Raw genomic sequence first — 12,698 nt, 5'->3', positions numbered from 1 at the left:
TCACGGTGCGCATCAGATTCCAGCCTTCAGTGCGGAAGGCCCAACGATCGGATTTCCCCATGTCAGACATTGCTGTTCTGATCAACACAGCTGTCGCGGTTCTGGCCGCTGTTCTGTTGATCGTCCGCTTCCGGGTCAACCCGGTGATATCCCTGATCCTCGCCTCTGTTTACCTCGGCCTGGCGGTGGGTCTCGGTGTTGAAAAGACCGTCAAAACCATCACCGGTGGATTCGGCGAGATCATGGTGGATGTAGGCCTGCTCATCGCGTTCGGCGTCCTGATGGGCTCCATCCTCAACCAGAGCGGCGCGATCCGCCGGCTCGTGGAGCATCTCCTCAAGACCTTCGGCCCCAAGCGACTCCCCTACACCATGGGCCTGGCGATCGGGACGGTGTTGCAGTCAATCTTCCTGGACGTCCTGCTGGTCATCTCAGCGCCGCTAGCCCGCAAGTTGGCACCAAAAATCGGCAAGCTTGGCACGGCACGCATGGCCACGGCCATGGCCATCGCCTTGGAATGCGGCATCGTCTTCACGGTACCCGGCGTCGCCTCACTCGCGCTGGCAGGCCTCTTGAACGTGCCACTCGGCAAGATGCTCCTGTTCGGCTTGCTCCTGGTCATTCCAACCATCATCATTTCCATCGCCATCATGACGTTCTTGTTCCGCCGCGGATTCTGGAACGAAGCCAAGGACGAGGACCATACGTTCGTGGCGGAGGAGGACAGCGAGGGCGAAGAAGCAGCCAACGGCGGCCAGGCACCCGTGGCGCCTGCGGTAACGGAAAAGCCGGGTGAGGCAGCATCCAGCGCCCAACCGTCCGGCAGTACCGTTGCCGTCGTCGAACGCGAACGGAAAGAAGCCCCGCTGATCCTGCTGTTCGCACCGCTGCTGACCTCCCTGCTCCTCATCGGAGCCGGTGCAATCCTGGAAATCCTGGAAATCGAACTCCCCTGGCTCCAGCTGTTGGGCGAGCCCGTGATTGCCCTGCTGATCGGCCTTATCGGCACTTGCCTGGTGACCCGCGCCGCCATCGGACAGAAGAAGGTTGAGGAGGCCATTGCGGTCGGATTCAAGGAGAGCGGTCAAATCCTGATCCTCACCGGCGTCGGTGGATCGCTTGCCGCAACAGTTGCGGCCGCAGGCTTGGGCGACATCCTGGGAGGCTTCTTCTCCGCAAGCACGGTTGCTCCATTGCTGGTGGTCTGGGCCATCGCGGCCGTCCTGCACATCGCCGTCGGGTCCGTCACCCTGTCCGCCATAACTGCGGCTGGTCTGCTGGCCCCCATCGCACCGGCCATCGGATTGGATCCGGTGCTGCTGGCCCTCGCCGCCGGCGCCGGATCGCTCTTCATGGTTCACGTCACCAGCAACACGTTCTGGCTCCTGCAGTCACTTTTGGGCCAGAGTGTGAGAGGTGCACTCAAATCGGTCACGGTGGGAGTGTCCGTAGCCTCCGTGGTGGCGATCCTGCTGATCCTGCCCATGAGCCTGTTGTTCTGACCGGCCCCGCCAACCGCCTACCCACCACGCAGGAAAGAAGACCATGACACACCAAATAATTGCCCCTCTGGACGGCGTCCGGGTCCTGGAACTCGGCAACTACATCGCCGCGCCCACGGCAGGCAGGCTGCTGGCCGACTTCGGAGCTGAAGTCATCAAGGTGGAACGTCCCGGGACCGGCGACGAACTGCGCAACTGGCGCCTGCATAAGGGCAACACGTCCATGCTGTACCGCACGTTGAACCGCAATAAGAAGTCCGTGGTCCTGGATCTGCGCACGGACGCGGGCAAGCAGGCAGTGCTGGAGCTCGTTGCCAAGTGCGACATCCTCCTGGAGAACTTCCGCCCGGGCACCCTGGAAAAGTGGGGTTTGGGCCCGGAAGTCCTCAACGAGGCCAACCCCGATCTGATCGTCACGCGTATTTCTGCCTTCGGGCAGACAGGCCCGCTGTCGGAGCGGCCCGGTTTCGCCGCCGTCGCCGAAGCGTACGGCGGTTTCCGCAACCTGGTGGGCGACCCGGACCGCGCTCCCGTCCGTGTTGGCGTCTCGATTGGAGACTCGATCGCGGGCCTCTATGCCGCTTTCGGTTCCATGATGAGCCTCTACCAGCGTGAAGCACGACGACGGGACTCGGCCGGCGCGGTTCCGCTCACTGAGCGCATCATCGACGTCGCGCTTAATGAGGCCATGTTCTCCATGATGGAATCGCTCATCCCGGACTATCAGGCATACGGCGTGGACCGGCAGCGCGTGGGTGGCCGCATGGAGGGCATCGCCCCTTCCAACGCGTACGTGTGCAAGGATGGCGCGAGCATTGTGGTGGCCGGAAACGGCGACTCGATCTACCAGCGGTACATGCAGACCATCGGGCGCCCGGACCTCGCCGAAGATCCATCCTTGCAATCAAATGCCGGGCGCTGGGCGCAGCGCGAAGAACTGGATCAGGCAATCGGCGACTGGGCAGCCACCCTCTCCGGCGCCGAAGCCCTCGCGGCCCTGGAAGCCGCCGGCGTCCCCGCAGGTCCCATCTACACGGCTGCCGACATCAGCACGGACAGCCAGTACGCCGCCCGCAACATGATCCAGAAGTTCGACGTTTCCACCGGTGAGGAAATCCTTCCCGGCGTGGGCTTCCCAGGCATTGTTCCCGTGATCGGTAACCAGTCACTGCCCATAAGGAACCTGGGCCCGGACCTGGGCGAAAACACCCAAGAAATCCTTGGCGGACTCCTGAACATGGACCCCGCACAGATCAATGCGGCTTCCGGCCGCGAGGAGGCTCTCCGACCATGAACCGCTTCGAAAGCCCCTTGGCCACCACACTGGGCAACGTCATCCTCAGAGACGTCACGCTACGCGATGGACTCCAGCTCACCGGCAAACTCCTGCCTGCCGACCAGAAGATCGAGACCGTCCGCGAGCTGCTTCGCTTGGGAGTGCCAGCAATCGAGCTGGGTTCCATGGCCCGCGCAGATTTGGTCCCCACCATGGCCAACACACTGGAAGTGGTCCAGGCCCTCACCCCCGAGGAACTGGAGAAATGTTGGATCTGGGTGGCAACACCCGGACACGTAGCCAAAGCGTCTGCCGCTGGTGCACGGAATTTCCAGTACTGCCTGTCCGCCTCGGATTCACATAACAAGGCAAATATAGGGCGCACCACTGACCAGAGCCTGGCCGCTTTGCCCGAGGCCATCGAGTACACCCGCGCAGTGAATGGCCACATCCAGCTGTGCATTGCCACTTCCTTCACCTGCCCCTTTGAGGGTTACGTTCCCGAGGAGCGCATCCTCTCCATCGCCAACGATCCACGCGCCGAAGGCACCACGGACATCGTCATCTGCGACACCCTTGGACAGGCAGTTCCCGCGCAGGTATCCCGCCTGATCACCCGCGTGCGGGATGAGTCCCCTTCCCGTCGGATTGTGTACCACGGTCACGACACCTGGGGTTTGGGAGTGGCCAATACACTGGCCGCCATCCAGGCCGGCGCTGCCATGGTGGACGGAGCCCTCGGTGGACTGGGCGGCTGCCCGTTCGCACCCGGCGCCAGCGGCAACACCTCCACCGAAGACATCCTCTTCGCAACCCGCCCCCACTGGCTCACCCCGGATGTCTTTGGCGAACTCGTGGCCCTTTCTGAGAAGTTGTTGGCGGAACTGGGTGAGCCGAACCGTTCCAAGGCAGCCCAGGGAGCGCGTTCCAAGGCTGAGGCTTTTGACTGGGTCATCCCGCCTAGTGCCGGGCCGGCCCCTGGCCGGGGAATCGCGACCGGCCAGTCCACCACTTAGTTCTTGCGGCCGGCTCCGCCCGCGGCCATGAGTTCCAGCCGTCTCAGGGTCTCGCGGTTTCGGACGGAAATGATGGGATCCCGCATGGCCTTGGGCACGATTTTTCCCGGTCCACGCACAGCGTCCTCTGCAATGGAGACACGGCATTGGGAGCCGCCGAGGTCTTCCAGCGTGATCAGCACCCTGGCCTCGCCCAGTGGCCAGCCCCTCGCAAGGAGTTCCAGCTTGTGGCCGGGTTCCATGCTTGTCACGCGGCTGCTGTCATCAATAAGGAAGGGCCAAGAGCCTACGGAATGGTGCAACGTCGCACCAACTTGTGGCCACTGCTCGTCCACGGCGCGGATCCTTGAGGCCCCCACCACCCAGCCGGAATAGAGCCATCCGTCCTCGATGACCTTCCAGATGTCAGCGGCAGGGGACGTGAACAGCTGCGTCACGGTGGCCATGGCGTTCCTCTCTGCGTGCACAACAGGAATGGCTTGACCCTAAGCTAAGCATGCTTAGTGTTACCCTGCCACCATCTCATCAGTGAGTTGGCTTGCTGTCCTTGCCGTCCAGCCACAGCATGTCCGACTCATCGCGGTGGGTTCCGTCCGACCCCACATGCTTGGTGTCGATTTTTGGGCCCTTCTTGATGACGTGCACCAACGCCATTCCGTGGCCACGGCCAAGATCATAGTCAGATTTGAGCCATTCAAGAATGGTCCCGGCTTTCACCGCAGGGTCCTTGAATCCCTTGGTTTCCGCAATTTCAACCAGTTGCCGCGGGGTAAGCCCGGTTTTGTCTTCAATGGCATCAAGGTAAGCCTGGAACGACATCGGTGTCGCCTTTCGTCTGTGCTTCAACGGGCGGAATTCTTAGTACGTGCGGACATCCTATCGGCCCGAGAGCACCAACTCGTGCCCCATGAGGGAGGTGAGCCCTACACTGATCGCATGATGAGCCGGCGGGGGCGTTGTTGTGCGGTGGGCATGGTCGTCGCTGTGACGCTGCCGCTTGCGGTTGCCTGCGACTCCGGCGGCTCCGGCAGCTCCGGCAGCTCCGGCGGTATCCACTCGACGACCGCCAGTGGAAGCCCTGGACCCATCACAGTGGAGGTCAACCAATCCCGGGATCAATACGGCAAGCAAGCCATCCAACTACAGCTCACCAACACCACGGATTCACCACTGACCGTGACCAGTGCGCGGCTGCAATCCAGGCTGTTTGAAGGTGACATCTCCTGGGAATCATCAGGGGGCGGCCTTGAGTTGCCGCCCCGTCAGCCCAAAAGCCTGCCTGCTGCTTTGCCTGCGGCTAACTGTGAAGCATCCACGGACGAGTCCACGGAACTCAGCGTCAGGATCAATTACTCGGCAGCGGACACGGCCCCTGTGGAGGAGAACACCAGCGCCTCAGATCCCTTCGGCGTCCTGCCCAGGAACGCCAGCGAGCTGTGCATCGCGTCGGAAGCAGCAGCCATCGCAACCATGGTCTTGGACCCCGTACTTGAGGTGGCCGCGGACGGCCGCACCGCCGTCGTGCGCCTTGTCATCAGCCCAGCCACGCCGGGAAGTGACGTGCCAAGCCTCACTATCGAGTCATTCGAGGAGACCACGCTGCTGGCCCAATCCTCCGCAGCTCCCTGGCCCGTAAACGTAACCGTGGGCGCGGCCCAACAGGAACTCCCGCTGACCATCCGCCCGGCCCGTTGCGATCCTCATGCTGTTGCTGAAGACAAGGTGGGGACACTCTTGCCGCTGAGGGTCGTGATCGGTGACCGGAAGGGCTTGCTGAAGATTGCGGCGTCCAATGACCTGCGCGGCCGGATCTACGACTTCGTCACCGCCGCCTGCGCCCCGGCAGGATAGACGCGTCTAGCCGAGAGTAGCCAAAGCCTGGGGAGCGCACTCCACTTTCACCTTGACGTTGGCCTCCACGCTCTTTACTTCACCGTCGATTTGGTACGGGAGCGGCTTGAGGGTTGTGAATTCGTAGCTGGTCACGCTCGGCTGATCGCCCAACCCTTGCGTAGTTGCCTTCAGCGCAGTCAGGAGAGTGCGCCATTTGGGCATGTGCGGGAAAACGATCACCTCGAACTTCCCATCCGACGGGTGATTCTCTGCTTCGCTCAACGTGGCGTATTTGGCCATTTCATTGATGTTGGCGAAGACTAGGCTGTCGAACTTCCGGCGCTTCCCATCCTCCATACGGATGCCAAAGGGCTCGAACTTGGAGAACGTCTGGATGACGGTGACCATTTCCTTGAGAGCGCCCTTGCTGCCCTTTTCAAGTTCGGTGGCCACCACCGGAGTGAGTCCGAATCCGATGTAGGAATGCGCGTACTCGAAGGGCTCGTTCTCTTGTTGTCCCGTGTGAATACGGAGGAGGTCGATATTGTGGACCCGCCCGTCCGCAATGGCCTCTTCCAACGGCTTTGTACCAATGATCCGGCTGTGGTCATTGGCGTTTCCGGCGGCCCTGACTGCACAGACGGCCTGCGGGTTTCCGGCCTGCATCACACCGTTGACCACCTCGTTGTAGCCGCCATCGCCACTCACCGAAACCACCAGGACGTCGCCGCCTTCAGATGCCGCCTCCCGCGCCAGGTCAACCGCATGCCCGGCGTGCTCAGTGGGCTGGAGGGTGATCTTGGGCTGATACGTGAGCAACCCCCTCAGCTTGTCGTGCAGCTGCTGCGCCAACTCAGGCGCGTCCCCGGTGCTGTTGGGATTGAAGATGATGACAATCGACTCAAAGGTCCGTGCAGAATCCATACGTGCTCCTCCTAGGTGCGCCCGTTTAACTTCTACCCATTGCGCTGGGCGTCAATCAGGTGCCGGGTGGAGTGAGCGATGAAGGGGCGGCCAGCTCTCATGTGCTCGTCCAGCTCCTTGAGTTTGTCACGATAGGCCGCCACGGAGAAGTCGGGCACCCACCACACGCATTTACGCAGAATCCACACCACCGCGCCCACGTCGAAGAACTCCATGCGGCACCGGGCCGTCCGAAGGTCCACGACGGTCAAGCCTGCAGCTTCCGCAGCGGCCGACTCGGCCTGCGGATCACGGCCCTTCCTCTGTTCCGGCAGCGGTCCGAGGAAATGCTCAATGAGTTCAAACGCCGACGCCGGGCCAACATGTTGGGCGAAATAGTGCCCACCCGGGGCCAAGACACGGTGGATCTCGGTCCAGTCCGGCCGAACGGGGTGCCGGGCCGTAACCAATTCGAATGACTGGTCCGGGAACGGCAACGGCATATCAGTGGTTACTTCAACCACTTCAACCCCGCGGGGACCGAGCCTCTCAGCAGCCCTCCGGGCGTTGGGCGGCCAGCCCTCGGTAGCCACCATGCGCTCAGGGAACTTGCCAGCCTCTGAAAGTACCTCTCCCCCACCGGTATCAAGATCCAGTGCGCTCCGCACGGTAGCAAGGCGCCCGGCCAGCAACGTGGCGAATCCCCACGGCGGACGTTCCTCGGTGGCCCGCCCGTCCAGCCAATCAAATCCCCACCCTGTCACGTCCGCTTCGGCGGCCTCGTTCACCAAGGTTTCGAAGTCCCTCATCAGTTCTCCATCTTTTTCTCAGCCGCGAGTTGGGCAGCAACTTTGGCGATCAGGCTGTAGGGAATCGGCTTGGCCAGCGGAAACTTCAGCGTCCCCTTGCCTGACAAGTAAGGAGCCAGCTCCGTGGCTAGACCTTCATCGCCGCGAGGGACCGGATAGACCGAAATGTGGTGCACCCAGGCAGCGAAGTACACCACATAGTGCCCGCCCATGGTGATGGTGGGAATGCCGTAACTGATCATCTCCCCCGCACCCGGCACGGCAGCGTGAATGGTTCGGCGGATTTCGTGGAGGACCCGCTGAGTGGCCTCAGGCTGGGCGGAGATGTACGCGTCCACAGTTGGGTGTGTCTCAGGCATCGTCATTCTCTCCCTTTGGTTATGGATCAGCTTTCGCCGGGAAACCGGCCCCCGATGAGCCTGGTCATGTGTTCAGCAATAGCGAGAAGGGGTTCCACCCAGGCTTCACACGTCTCCAGCGGCATCCGAAGTGTTGGTCCGCTGATGGTCACAGCTCCCACCAAGCCGGCGGCTGAGTCAAAAACAGGGGCAGATAGGCCGGACGCCCCGTCCTCCCTCTCGCCCACAGTGATCGCGAACCCATCCGCATGGGTCTTCTTTACGGCGGCCTCAAGTTCCTCGGAGCTGGTGATGGTGTAGTCCGTGATGGACTCCAAAGGATCCCTCAAGACAGCTTCCATCAGTTCCGGAGACCAAGCGAGCAGAACCCTGCCCGCTGATCCGGCATGAAGAGGGACAATCTTGCCCAGATGCATCTCGCGGCGGAGTGCGTGATGAGTATCAGCCATGGCCACGCAAACCCGGTAGTGCTGCTCGGCCTTAAAGAAGCATGCAGTCTCGCCAGTGGTGTCCCGCAGGGTCTTGAGCAGCGGGCTCAGGATGTCCACCACCTCCATTCCCCGCGTGGCAGGCGCCGCCCAATAAGCCATCCGCATGCCGATGCGGTAAGCATCGCCTTCCCGGTCCAGGAAGCCCTGAGAGGTCAGGTTGGTGACCAGTCGCTGCACCGTGGACGTGGGCATGCCGGTGAACTCGCGGATATCGGCCAACTGAAGCACCGGCTCGGACAAGGAAAAGGCATCCAGGATGGACGTGATCTTGCCCAGGACAAGCAACGGGTTGCCGTTGGCCTTCGCGGAAGCATCGGATGCTGACATAGGACTCACGCTAAACGCTGCAGCGGGGTGGCGCCAATCCCGCCGGTAGGGTTGCACCATGGGGACAGTTTTGGAGGCCGAAGGCCTGGTGGTTGGCTATGCCGGAGCTCCCGTGTGCGGCGAAGTATCTGCGACGGTAAACGCGGGCGAGGTCCTGGGAATCGTCGGCGTCAACGGTGCCGGAAAGTCCACGGTAGCCCGGACCATCGCGGGACGGCAGGCCGCCCTGGCCGGAGACGTGAAGGTCCACGGCCTCCTTATCGATCCGGATGCCGTGCCGTTCCGTAGGCAAGTCTCCGCCGTTTTCGACGACGACCTCTTCTTCCCATCGCTCACTGTCCGGGAGCATCTGCTCTTGATCGCCCGGGGACACTCCCTAAATGACCCCGAGGCGCGCGTTGAAGAAGAACTCGAATTCTTCGGGCTGATGGTCAGGTCCCATGCAATCCCGGATGCCCTCTCCTCCGGGCAGCGGCGCAGGCTGTTGCTCGCAGCGGGACTCATCCGCCCGTCGTCGCTCCTGATTCTCGATGAGCCGGAACAGAGGCTGGATCCACAGATGCGCGTTGCCCTCGGTGAGCGCATTGCTGAGCACGCCAGGGATGGTGGCGCGGTGCTGCTGGTGACCCACGATCCGCAACTGCTGCTCGCCACGGCCTCCACGTGTTTGGTCATTGATGAGGAAGTCCGGGAATTCGATCCGGAGCAGGGGGCTTCGATCATTGCCGGGTCCTGACATGCTTGCCCTTGACCGTTCGCCCCGGCACCGGGAGCTGGCCGCTGAGATTGTCCGGTTCACCCGCCGATCCACCAGACACTACAAGCGCAGCCGGATCTCATGGGGAACCCGCTTCGTTGACGTTTACAGTTGGGGACTCGGCATAGGTGTTTCCTTGACCATTGCGGCCTCGTTCGTGTTGGCCCTCCGAAACGAAATCGCACACCGCGCCTCCACCACCGGCAGCATCATTGGAGAGCAATGGCTCGTCCTGCCGGAACCCGTGTTGTGGACCGCCGTGACCTTCGCGGCCCTCCTGGTCATCAGCAACCTTGCAAGGAAGCTGGGACCGATGTCCGTGAACGGAGCCGAGAGCAGTTGGTGGCTGACGCTTCCTGTCGACCGCCGGCCCATGGTCCTGCCGCCCTTCCTTCGCAAAGTGGCGCTCACTGGAGCCGGTGCAGCCGTTGTCTACCTGCCCTTCAGCATGGTGACCGCCGTTGGCCGCGCTCCGCTCGATCACGTTCTTGCGTCGCTCACCTTCGGCCTGGCAGCTGCCATTGCGGTGATTCTGGCGGCCCTGCAGCAGCTTGCTTTCATTGGCCCGCGTCTTCTGGGCCCGCGTCTTCTGGGTCCCCGGCTTGGCAGGACGATTGCGGCGGCCGTACTTCTTGCGTGCGCCGTCCTTCCGGCGCTGACATCCTCCGGGTGGCCCACAGCGCTGGTGGCCGTTGCCGCCGTCGGGCTCCTTGCCGTAGTGGTGCCACGCGCCGGTCAGGTGCGCGGCGACGAACTGGTACGCGGCGGCGCCGTTGCCGGGCACGCCGGAGCTTCCCTGTTCATGATGGACTCCAACGAGGTGCTTCGAGCGCTTGGCGGCACCCGCAAAAGGGTCGACGGCGGCAGGGCAGCCCGCTACTACGGCCGCCCTGCCCAGGGGCCACTGAGGGCGCTGATCCGCGCTGACGTGGTGGCCTTCCTCAGGCTCAATCCCCCAGTGACACCGCCGATTCTGTGGCTCGCCGCCTGCATCACCATACTGCTCGTGGAAGGTGGCCTGCCTGAGTTCGCCCAATTGGCAGTCATCGTGATCGCCGGGTGTGCCACGGCTTCCGGCCTGGGCAGCGTGGCCCGCAGGACGGCGTTGGTCCCCGAGCTCGACGCGATGCTTCCACTGCATCAGGCGCTTGTGCGGACCAGCCGGACATTGATGCCGTGCGTGGCGATGTCCGTGTGGATGGCCGCGTTGTCCAGTCTGCTGGTGCTGCTCGGAGCGGCGAACCCTGCCTTGATAGGCGTTGGCGCCCTCGCCGGGGTCGGCATGGGTGCCGGGACTCTCCGCGCGGCCACAAGGACCCCGCCGGACTGGACTGCGCCACCGGTTGAAACCCCGTTCGGTCCGGTTCCGAGGGCCCAACTCGGCTCCCTCATGCGCGGGCTGGACGTGACCATCCTGGCCACGGTTCCCCTGCTGGTGGCGCTGTACCTTGGCTTCGTGCCGCTGTCCGTTGTTGCTGTCCAAGGGGCCTTCAGTGCCGGCATCTTCCTGCTGGTTGTCCTCACGCGCCCCAAGCGCTCCTAGCCAGCGCTTAGAGCAGCACTGTGCCTTCGATGCACGTGGCTGAGGCGCCGCCCACCCAGATTTCGCCATCCTCCGCCTTGACGTGAATACGGCCAGCCCTGCCCAGGACAGTGCCTTGGGCGGCCACGTACTCATCGGGAGCCCGCCCACTGCCGATCAGCCACTGGGCCGCACCGGCATTGAAACTTCCTGTCACCGGGTCCTCCACCATGGCGTCGCCCGGGATGAAGGTGCGGACTTCAAAGTCGACGGCGGCACCTGGCTTATGCGGGCCAATGATCCCGACCTTCAGGTCACCCATGGCAGGGAGATCCGGCTCCACGGCCAAGACCTGCTCCGCTGAGCCAAGCAGCACGCCGATCCATGTGGGGCCGTTGACCAGCCATGACGCGTCCAGCAGGGCATCCTCGGGCAGTTGCAGGCCGGCAGCGAGCTGCGCCCGGGTATTGTCATCCACCGGACCGAAGCGGGTCAACGGTGGTGCAGCGAAAGCCAAGCGACCGGCGTCGTGCTTGACCCTCACCAAACCCGCGCCGCATTCCTGAACCAGCACACCGTCCACCTTGGGCACTCCCCCGGCTTGCAGCCACGTATGGGCCGAACCAAGCGTGGGGTGGCCCGCGAAAGGGAACTCCTCGCTGCCCGTGAAGATCCGCACCTTGTAGTCCGCTTGGGGATGTGTGGGCGGGAGCAGGAACGTCGTCTCAGAGAGGTTCGTCCAGTTGGCGAAGTGCTGCATGGTCTCCGTACTGAGGCCTTCGGCATCCACGACGACGGCGAGCGGGTTGCCCAGGTAAGGCACCTCGGAGAAAACGTCCACTTGCTTGAACGGGCGGATACGCAGGGCTTCTGAAGTCACTGCTGAAGGCTATCACCGGGGTGCCCTCCGGTTTTTACTGTCGCACCCGCGACGCGTCTGCGAAACTACCCCTATGGCAGAGAACAAGACTCAGCCCACGGATACCTCCGTGGAAGAATTCCTGGCCGCGGTGGAACACCCAAAACGGCGCGAGGACGGCTTCGAGTTGCTGGAAATGATGCGCGACATCACCGGCCAGGAAGCCGTCATGTGGGGCCCTACGATCGTTGGCTTCGGCAGCTATCACTACAAGTACGAGACCGGCCGCGAAGGTGACTCAGCCGCCGTCGGATTCTCCCCGCGCAAGGCCAACCTGGCCCTGTACGGGCTGACGTACGGCCCGGATGCGGACCGGTTGCTTCCCGAACTCGGTAAACACAAGACCGGGGCCGCTTGCCTCTACGTCAACAAACTCGACGACGTGGACCGTGACATTCTGGCCGAGATGATCCGTACTGGGTACAAGCACGTCATGGAGGAGCTCAACTCTCCCTGATCCTGCGGGAAAGCAAAAGGCCCCCACCACCGGAATCCGGTAGCGGGGGCCTTTCTTGCAGTCAGAGACTACTTGCTTGCAACGACCTCGAGGTCGATGACAGCAGAAACATCCTCGTGCAGGCGAACGTTAGCCGTGTACGAACCGACAGACTTGATGTGGTTCGGCAGTTCAACGTTGCGCTTGTCGATGGCGCCGAGGCCAGCGGCCTCAACAGCAGCAGCGACATCAGCAGGCTTGACGGTGCCGAAGAGACGACCGGACTCGCCGGCCTTCACCTCGAGCTTGACCTTCTTGGAGGACAGAGCCTGGGCCTGTGCCTGTGCAGCTTCAACAGAAGCGTGCGCACGAGCGGCGCGGGCAGCCTTGATGGACTCAACCTGCTTCTCGCCACCCTTGGACCAGGTCAGAGCGAAGCCGCGGGGCAGCAGGAAGTTACGTGCGTAACCGTCCTTGACCTCCACAACATCGCCAGCAGCACCGAGACCGGTTACTTCGTGGGTCAGAATGAGCTTTGCCATGTTAGT

At 62.8% G+C, this 12,698-nt stretch carries 15 protein-coding genes; 7 read left to right on the top strand and 8 right to left on the bottom strand.

Features of this window, described 5'->3' with window-relative positions:
* Nucleotides 1-59 precede the first annotated feature (59 nt).
* Genes CQ020_RS07495 through CQ020_RS07485 form a run of 3 tightly spaced genes read left to right on the top strand, consistent with a single transcriptional unit; the run spans nt 60 to nt 3,794 of the window.
* Nucleotides 60-1,502 carry a GntP family permease gene (locus CQ020_RS07495; RefSeq protein WP_105691321.1) on the top strand — a complete coding sequence of 481 codons (1,443 nt, stop codon included), beginning with the start codon at nt 60-62 and terminating at the stop codon, nt 1,500-1,502.
* A gap of 43 nt (nt 1,503-1,545) precedes the next feature.
* Entirely contained in the window at nt 1,546-2,796 is a 1,251-nt protein-coding gene (locus tag CQ020_RS07490) for a CaiB/BaiF CoA-transferase family protein (RefSeq protein ID WP_105691248.1), read from the top strand.
* Complete coding sequence (locus CQ020_RS07485; RefSeq protein ID WP_105691247.1) at nt 2,793-3,794, top strand: hydroxymethylglutaryl-CoA lyase; 1,002 nt, start codon at nt 2,793-2,795, stop codon at nt 3,792-3,794. Before CQ020_RS07490 ends, CQ020_RS07485 begins: the two co-directional genes overlap by 4 nt.
* On the opposite strand, the gene CQ020_RS07480 is transcribed toward CQ020_RS07485, so the two are convergent.
* Nucleotides 3,791-4,240, bottom strand: coding sequence for an SRPBCC family protein (locus CQ020_RS07480; protein ID WP_105691246.1), 450 nt, complete (start codon nt 4,238-4,240; stop codon nt 3,791-3,793). The two genes, CQ020_RS07485 and CQ020_RS07480, sit on opposite strands and share 4 nt — an antisense overlap.
* Before the next feature lie 79 nt (nt 4,241-4,319).
* On the bottom strand, nt 4,320-4,613 hold the full coding sequence (locus CQ020_RS07475) for a DUF4287 domain-containing protein (protein ID WP_105691245.1): 294 nt from the start codon (nt 4,611-4,613) through the stop codon (nt 4,320-4,322).
* A gap of 117 nt (nt 4,614-4,730) precedes the next feature.
* On the opposite strand from CQ020_RS07475, the gene CQ020_RS07470 reads away from it, so the two are divergent.
* Nucleotides 4,731-5,645 carry a hypothetical protein gene (locus tag CQ020_RS07470; protein ID WP_258141752.1) on the top strand — a complete coding sequence of 305 codons (915 nt, stop codon included), beginning with the start codon at nt 4,731-4,733 and terminating at the stop codon, nt 5,643-5,645.
* Nucleotides 5,646-5,651: 6 nt separating this feature from the next.
* On the opposite strand, the gene CQ020_RS07465 is transcribed toward CQ020_RS07470, so the two are convergent.
* The 4 genes from CQ020_RS07465 to CQ020_RS07450 are packed head-to-tail and all read right to left on the bottom strand — an operon-like array spanning nt 5,652 to nt 8,516.
* On the bottom strand, nt 5,652-6,551 hold the full coding sequence (locus tag CQ020_RS07465; RefSeq protein WP_105691243.1) for a diacylglycerol kinase family protein: 900 nt from the start codon (nt 6,549-6,551) through the stop codon (nt 5,652-5,654).
* Between the two features lie 32 nt (nt 6,552-6,583).
* Nucleotides 6,584-7,339, bottom strand: coding sequence for a class I SAM-dependent methyltransferase (locus CQ020_RS07460; RefSeq protein WP_105691242.1), 756 nt, complete (start codon nt 7,337-7,339; stop codon nt 6,584-6,586).
* Nucleotides 7,339-7,698, bottom strand: coding sequence for an iron chaperone (locus tag CQ020_RS07455; RefSeq protein ID WP_181151797.1), 360 nt, complete (start codon nt 7,696-7,698; stop codon nt 7,339-7,341). The genes CQ020_RS07460 and CQ020_RS07455 overlap by 1 nt, the downstream gene beginning before the upstream one ends.
* Before the next feature lie 26 nt (nt 7,699-7,724).
* On the bottom strand, nt 7,725-8,516 hold the full coding sequence (locus CQ020_RS07450; RefSeq protein WP_105691241.1) for an IclR family transcriptional regulator: 792 nt from the start codon (nt 8,514-8,516) through the stop codon (nt 7,725-7,727).
* A 58-nt stretch (nt 8,517-8,574) separates the two neighbouring features.
* Here CQ020_RS07450 and CQ020_RS07445 point away from each other — a divergent pair, with 58 nt between their 5' ends.
* On the top strand, nt 8,575-9,252 hold the full coding sequence (locus CQ020_RS07445) for an ABC transporter ATP-binding protein (protein ID WP_105691240.1): 678 nt from the start codon (nt 8,575-8,577) through the stop codon (nt 9,250-9,252).
* 1 nt (nt 9,253) lies between these two features.
* On the top strand, nt 9,254-10,816 hold the full coding sequence (locus CQ020_RS07440) for a DUF6297 family protein (RefSeq protein ID WP_105691239.1): 1,563 nt from the start codon (nt 9,254-9,256) through the stop codon (nt 10,814-10,816).
* 7 nt (nt 10,817-10,823) lie between these two features.
* Here CQ020_RS07440 and CQ020_RS07435 read toward each other — a convergent pair whose 3' ends face one another.
* Nucleotides 10,824-11,675: a PhzF family phenazine biosynthesis protein gene (locus CQ020_RS07435; RefSeq protein WP_105691238.1), complete on the bottom strand. Its 852-nt coding sequence runs from the start codon at nt 11,673-11,675 to the stop codon at nt 10,824-10,826.
* Nucleotides 11,676-11,748: 73 nt separating this feature from the next.
* Here CQ020_RS07435 and CQ020_RS07430 point away from each other — a divergent pair, with 73 nt between their 5' ends.
* Nucleotides 11,749-12,171: a DUF1801 domain-containing protein gene (locus CQ020_RS07430; protein ID WP_024818807.1), complete on the top strand. Its 423-nt coding sequence runs from the start codon at nt 11,749-11,751 to the stop codon at nt 12,169-12,171.
* A gap of 68 nt (nt 12,172-12,239) precedes the next feature.
* On the opposite strand, the gene rplI is transcribed toward CQ020_RS07430, so the two are convergent.
* Nucleotides 12,240-12,692: a 50S ribosomal protein L9 gene (gene rplI / locus CQ020_RS07425; RefSeq protein ID WP_024818808.1), complete on the bottom strand. Its 453-nt coding sequence runs from the start codon at nt 12,690-12,692 to the stop codon at nt 12,240-12,242.
* Nucleotides 12,693-12,698: the final 6 nt, after the last annotated feature.

The sequence above is a fragment of the Arthrobacter sp. MYb23 genome, from assembly GCF_002979775.1.
In the GTDB taxonomy this organism is placed as follows: domain Bacteria; phylum Actinomycetota; class Actinomycetes; order Actinomycetales; family Micrococcaceae; genus Arthrobacter.
Note: the sequence above shows the minus strand (reverse complement) of the source record. Positions and strands in the feature narration are given on the sequence as shown.

Bases quoted from the DNA above. Each gene is read 5' to 3' on its own strand.
- CQ020_RS07495 (WP_105691321.1), top strand. From the start codon at position 60: ATGTCAGACATTGCTGTTCTGATCAACACAGCTGTCGCGGTTCTGGCC.
- CQ020_RS07490 (WP_105691248.1), top strand. From the start codon at position 1,546: ATGACACACCAAATAATTGCCCCTCTGGACGGCGTCCGGGTCCTGGAA.
- CQ020_RS07485 (WP_105691247.1), top strand. From the start codon at position 2,793: ATGAACCGCTTCGAAAGCCCCTTGGCCACCACACTGGGCAACGTCATC.
- CQ020_RS07480 (WP_105691246.1), bottom strand. From the start codon at position 4,240: ATGGCCACCGTGACGCAGCTGTTCACGTCCCCTGCCGCTGACATCTGG.
- CQ020_RS07475 (WP_105691245.1), bottom strand. From the start codon at position 4,613: ATGTCGTTCCAGGCTTACCTTGATGCCATTGAAGACAAAACCGGGCTT.
- CQ020_RS07470 (WP_258141752.1), top strand. From the start codon at position 4,731: ATGATGAGCCGGCGGGGGCGTTGTTGTGCGGTGGGCATGGTCGTCGCT.
- CQ020_RS07465 (WP_105691243.1), bottom strand. From the start codon at position 6,551: ATGGATTCTGCACGGACCTTTGAGTCGATTGTCATCATCTTCAATCCC.
- CQ020_RS07460 (WP_105691242.1), bottom strand. From the start codon at position 7,339: ATGAGGGACTTCGAAACCTTGGTGAACGAGGCCGCCGAAGCGGACGTG.
- CQ020_RS07455 (WP_181151797.1), bottom strand. From the start codon at position 7,698: ATGCCTGAGACACACCCAACTGTGGACGCGTACATCTCCGCCCAGCCT.
- CQ020_RS07450 (WP_105691241.1), bottom strand. From the start codon at position 8,516: ATGTCAGCATCCGATGCTTCCGCGAAGGCCAACGGCAACCCGTTGCTT.
- CQ020_RS07445 (WP_105691240.1), top strand. From the start codon at position 8,575: ATGGGGACAGTTTTGGAGGCCGAAGGCCTGGTGGTTGGCTATGCCGGA.
- CQ020_RS07440 (WP_105691239.1), top strand. From the start codon at position 9,254: ATGCTTGCCCTTGACCGTTCGCCCCGGCACCGGGAGCTGGCCGCTGAG.
- CQ020_RS07430 (WP_024818807.1), top strand. From the start codon at position 11,749: ATGGCAGAGAACAAGACTCAGCCCACGGATACCTCCGTGGAAGAATTC.
- rplI (WP_024818808.1), bottom strand. From the start codon at position 12,692: ATGGCAAAGCTCATTCTGACCCACGAAGTAACCGGTCTCGGTGCTGCT.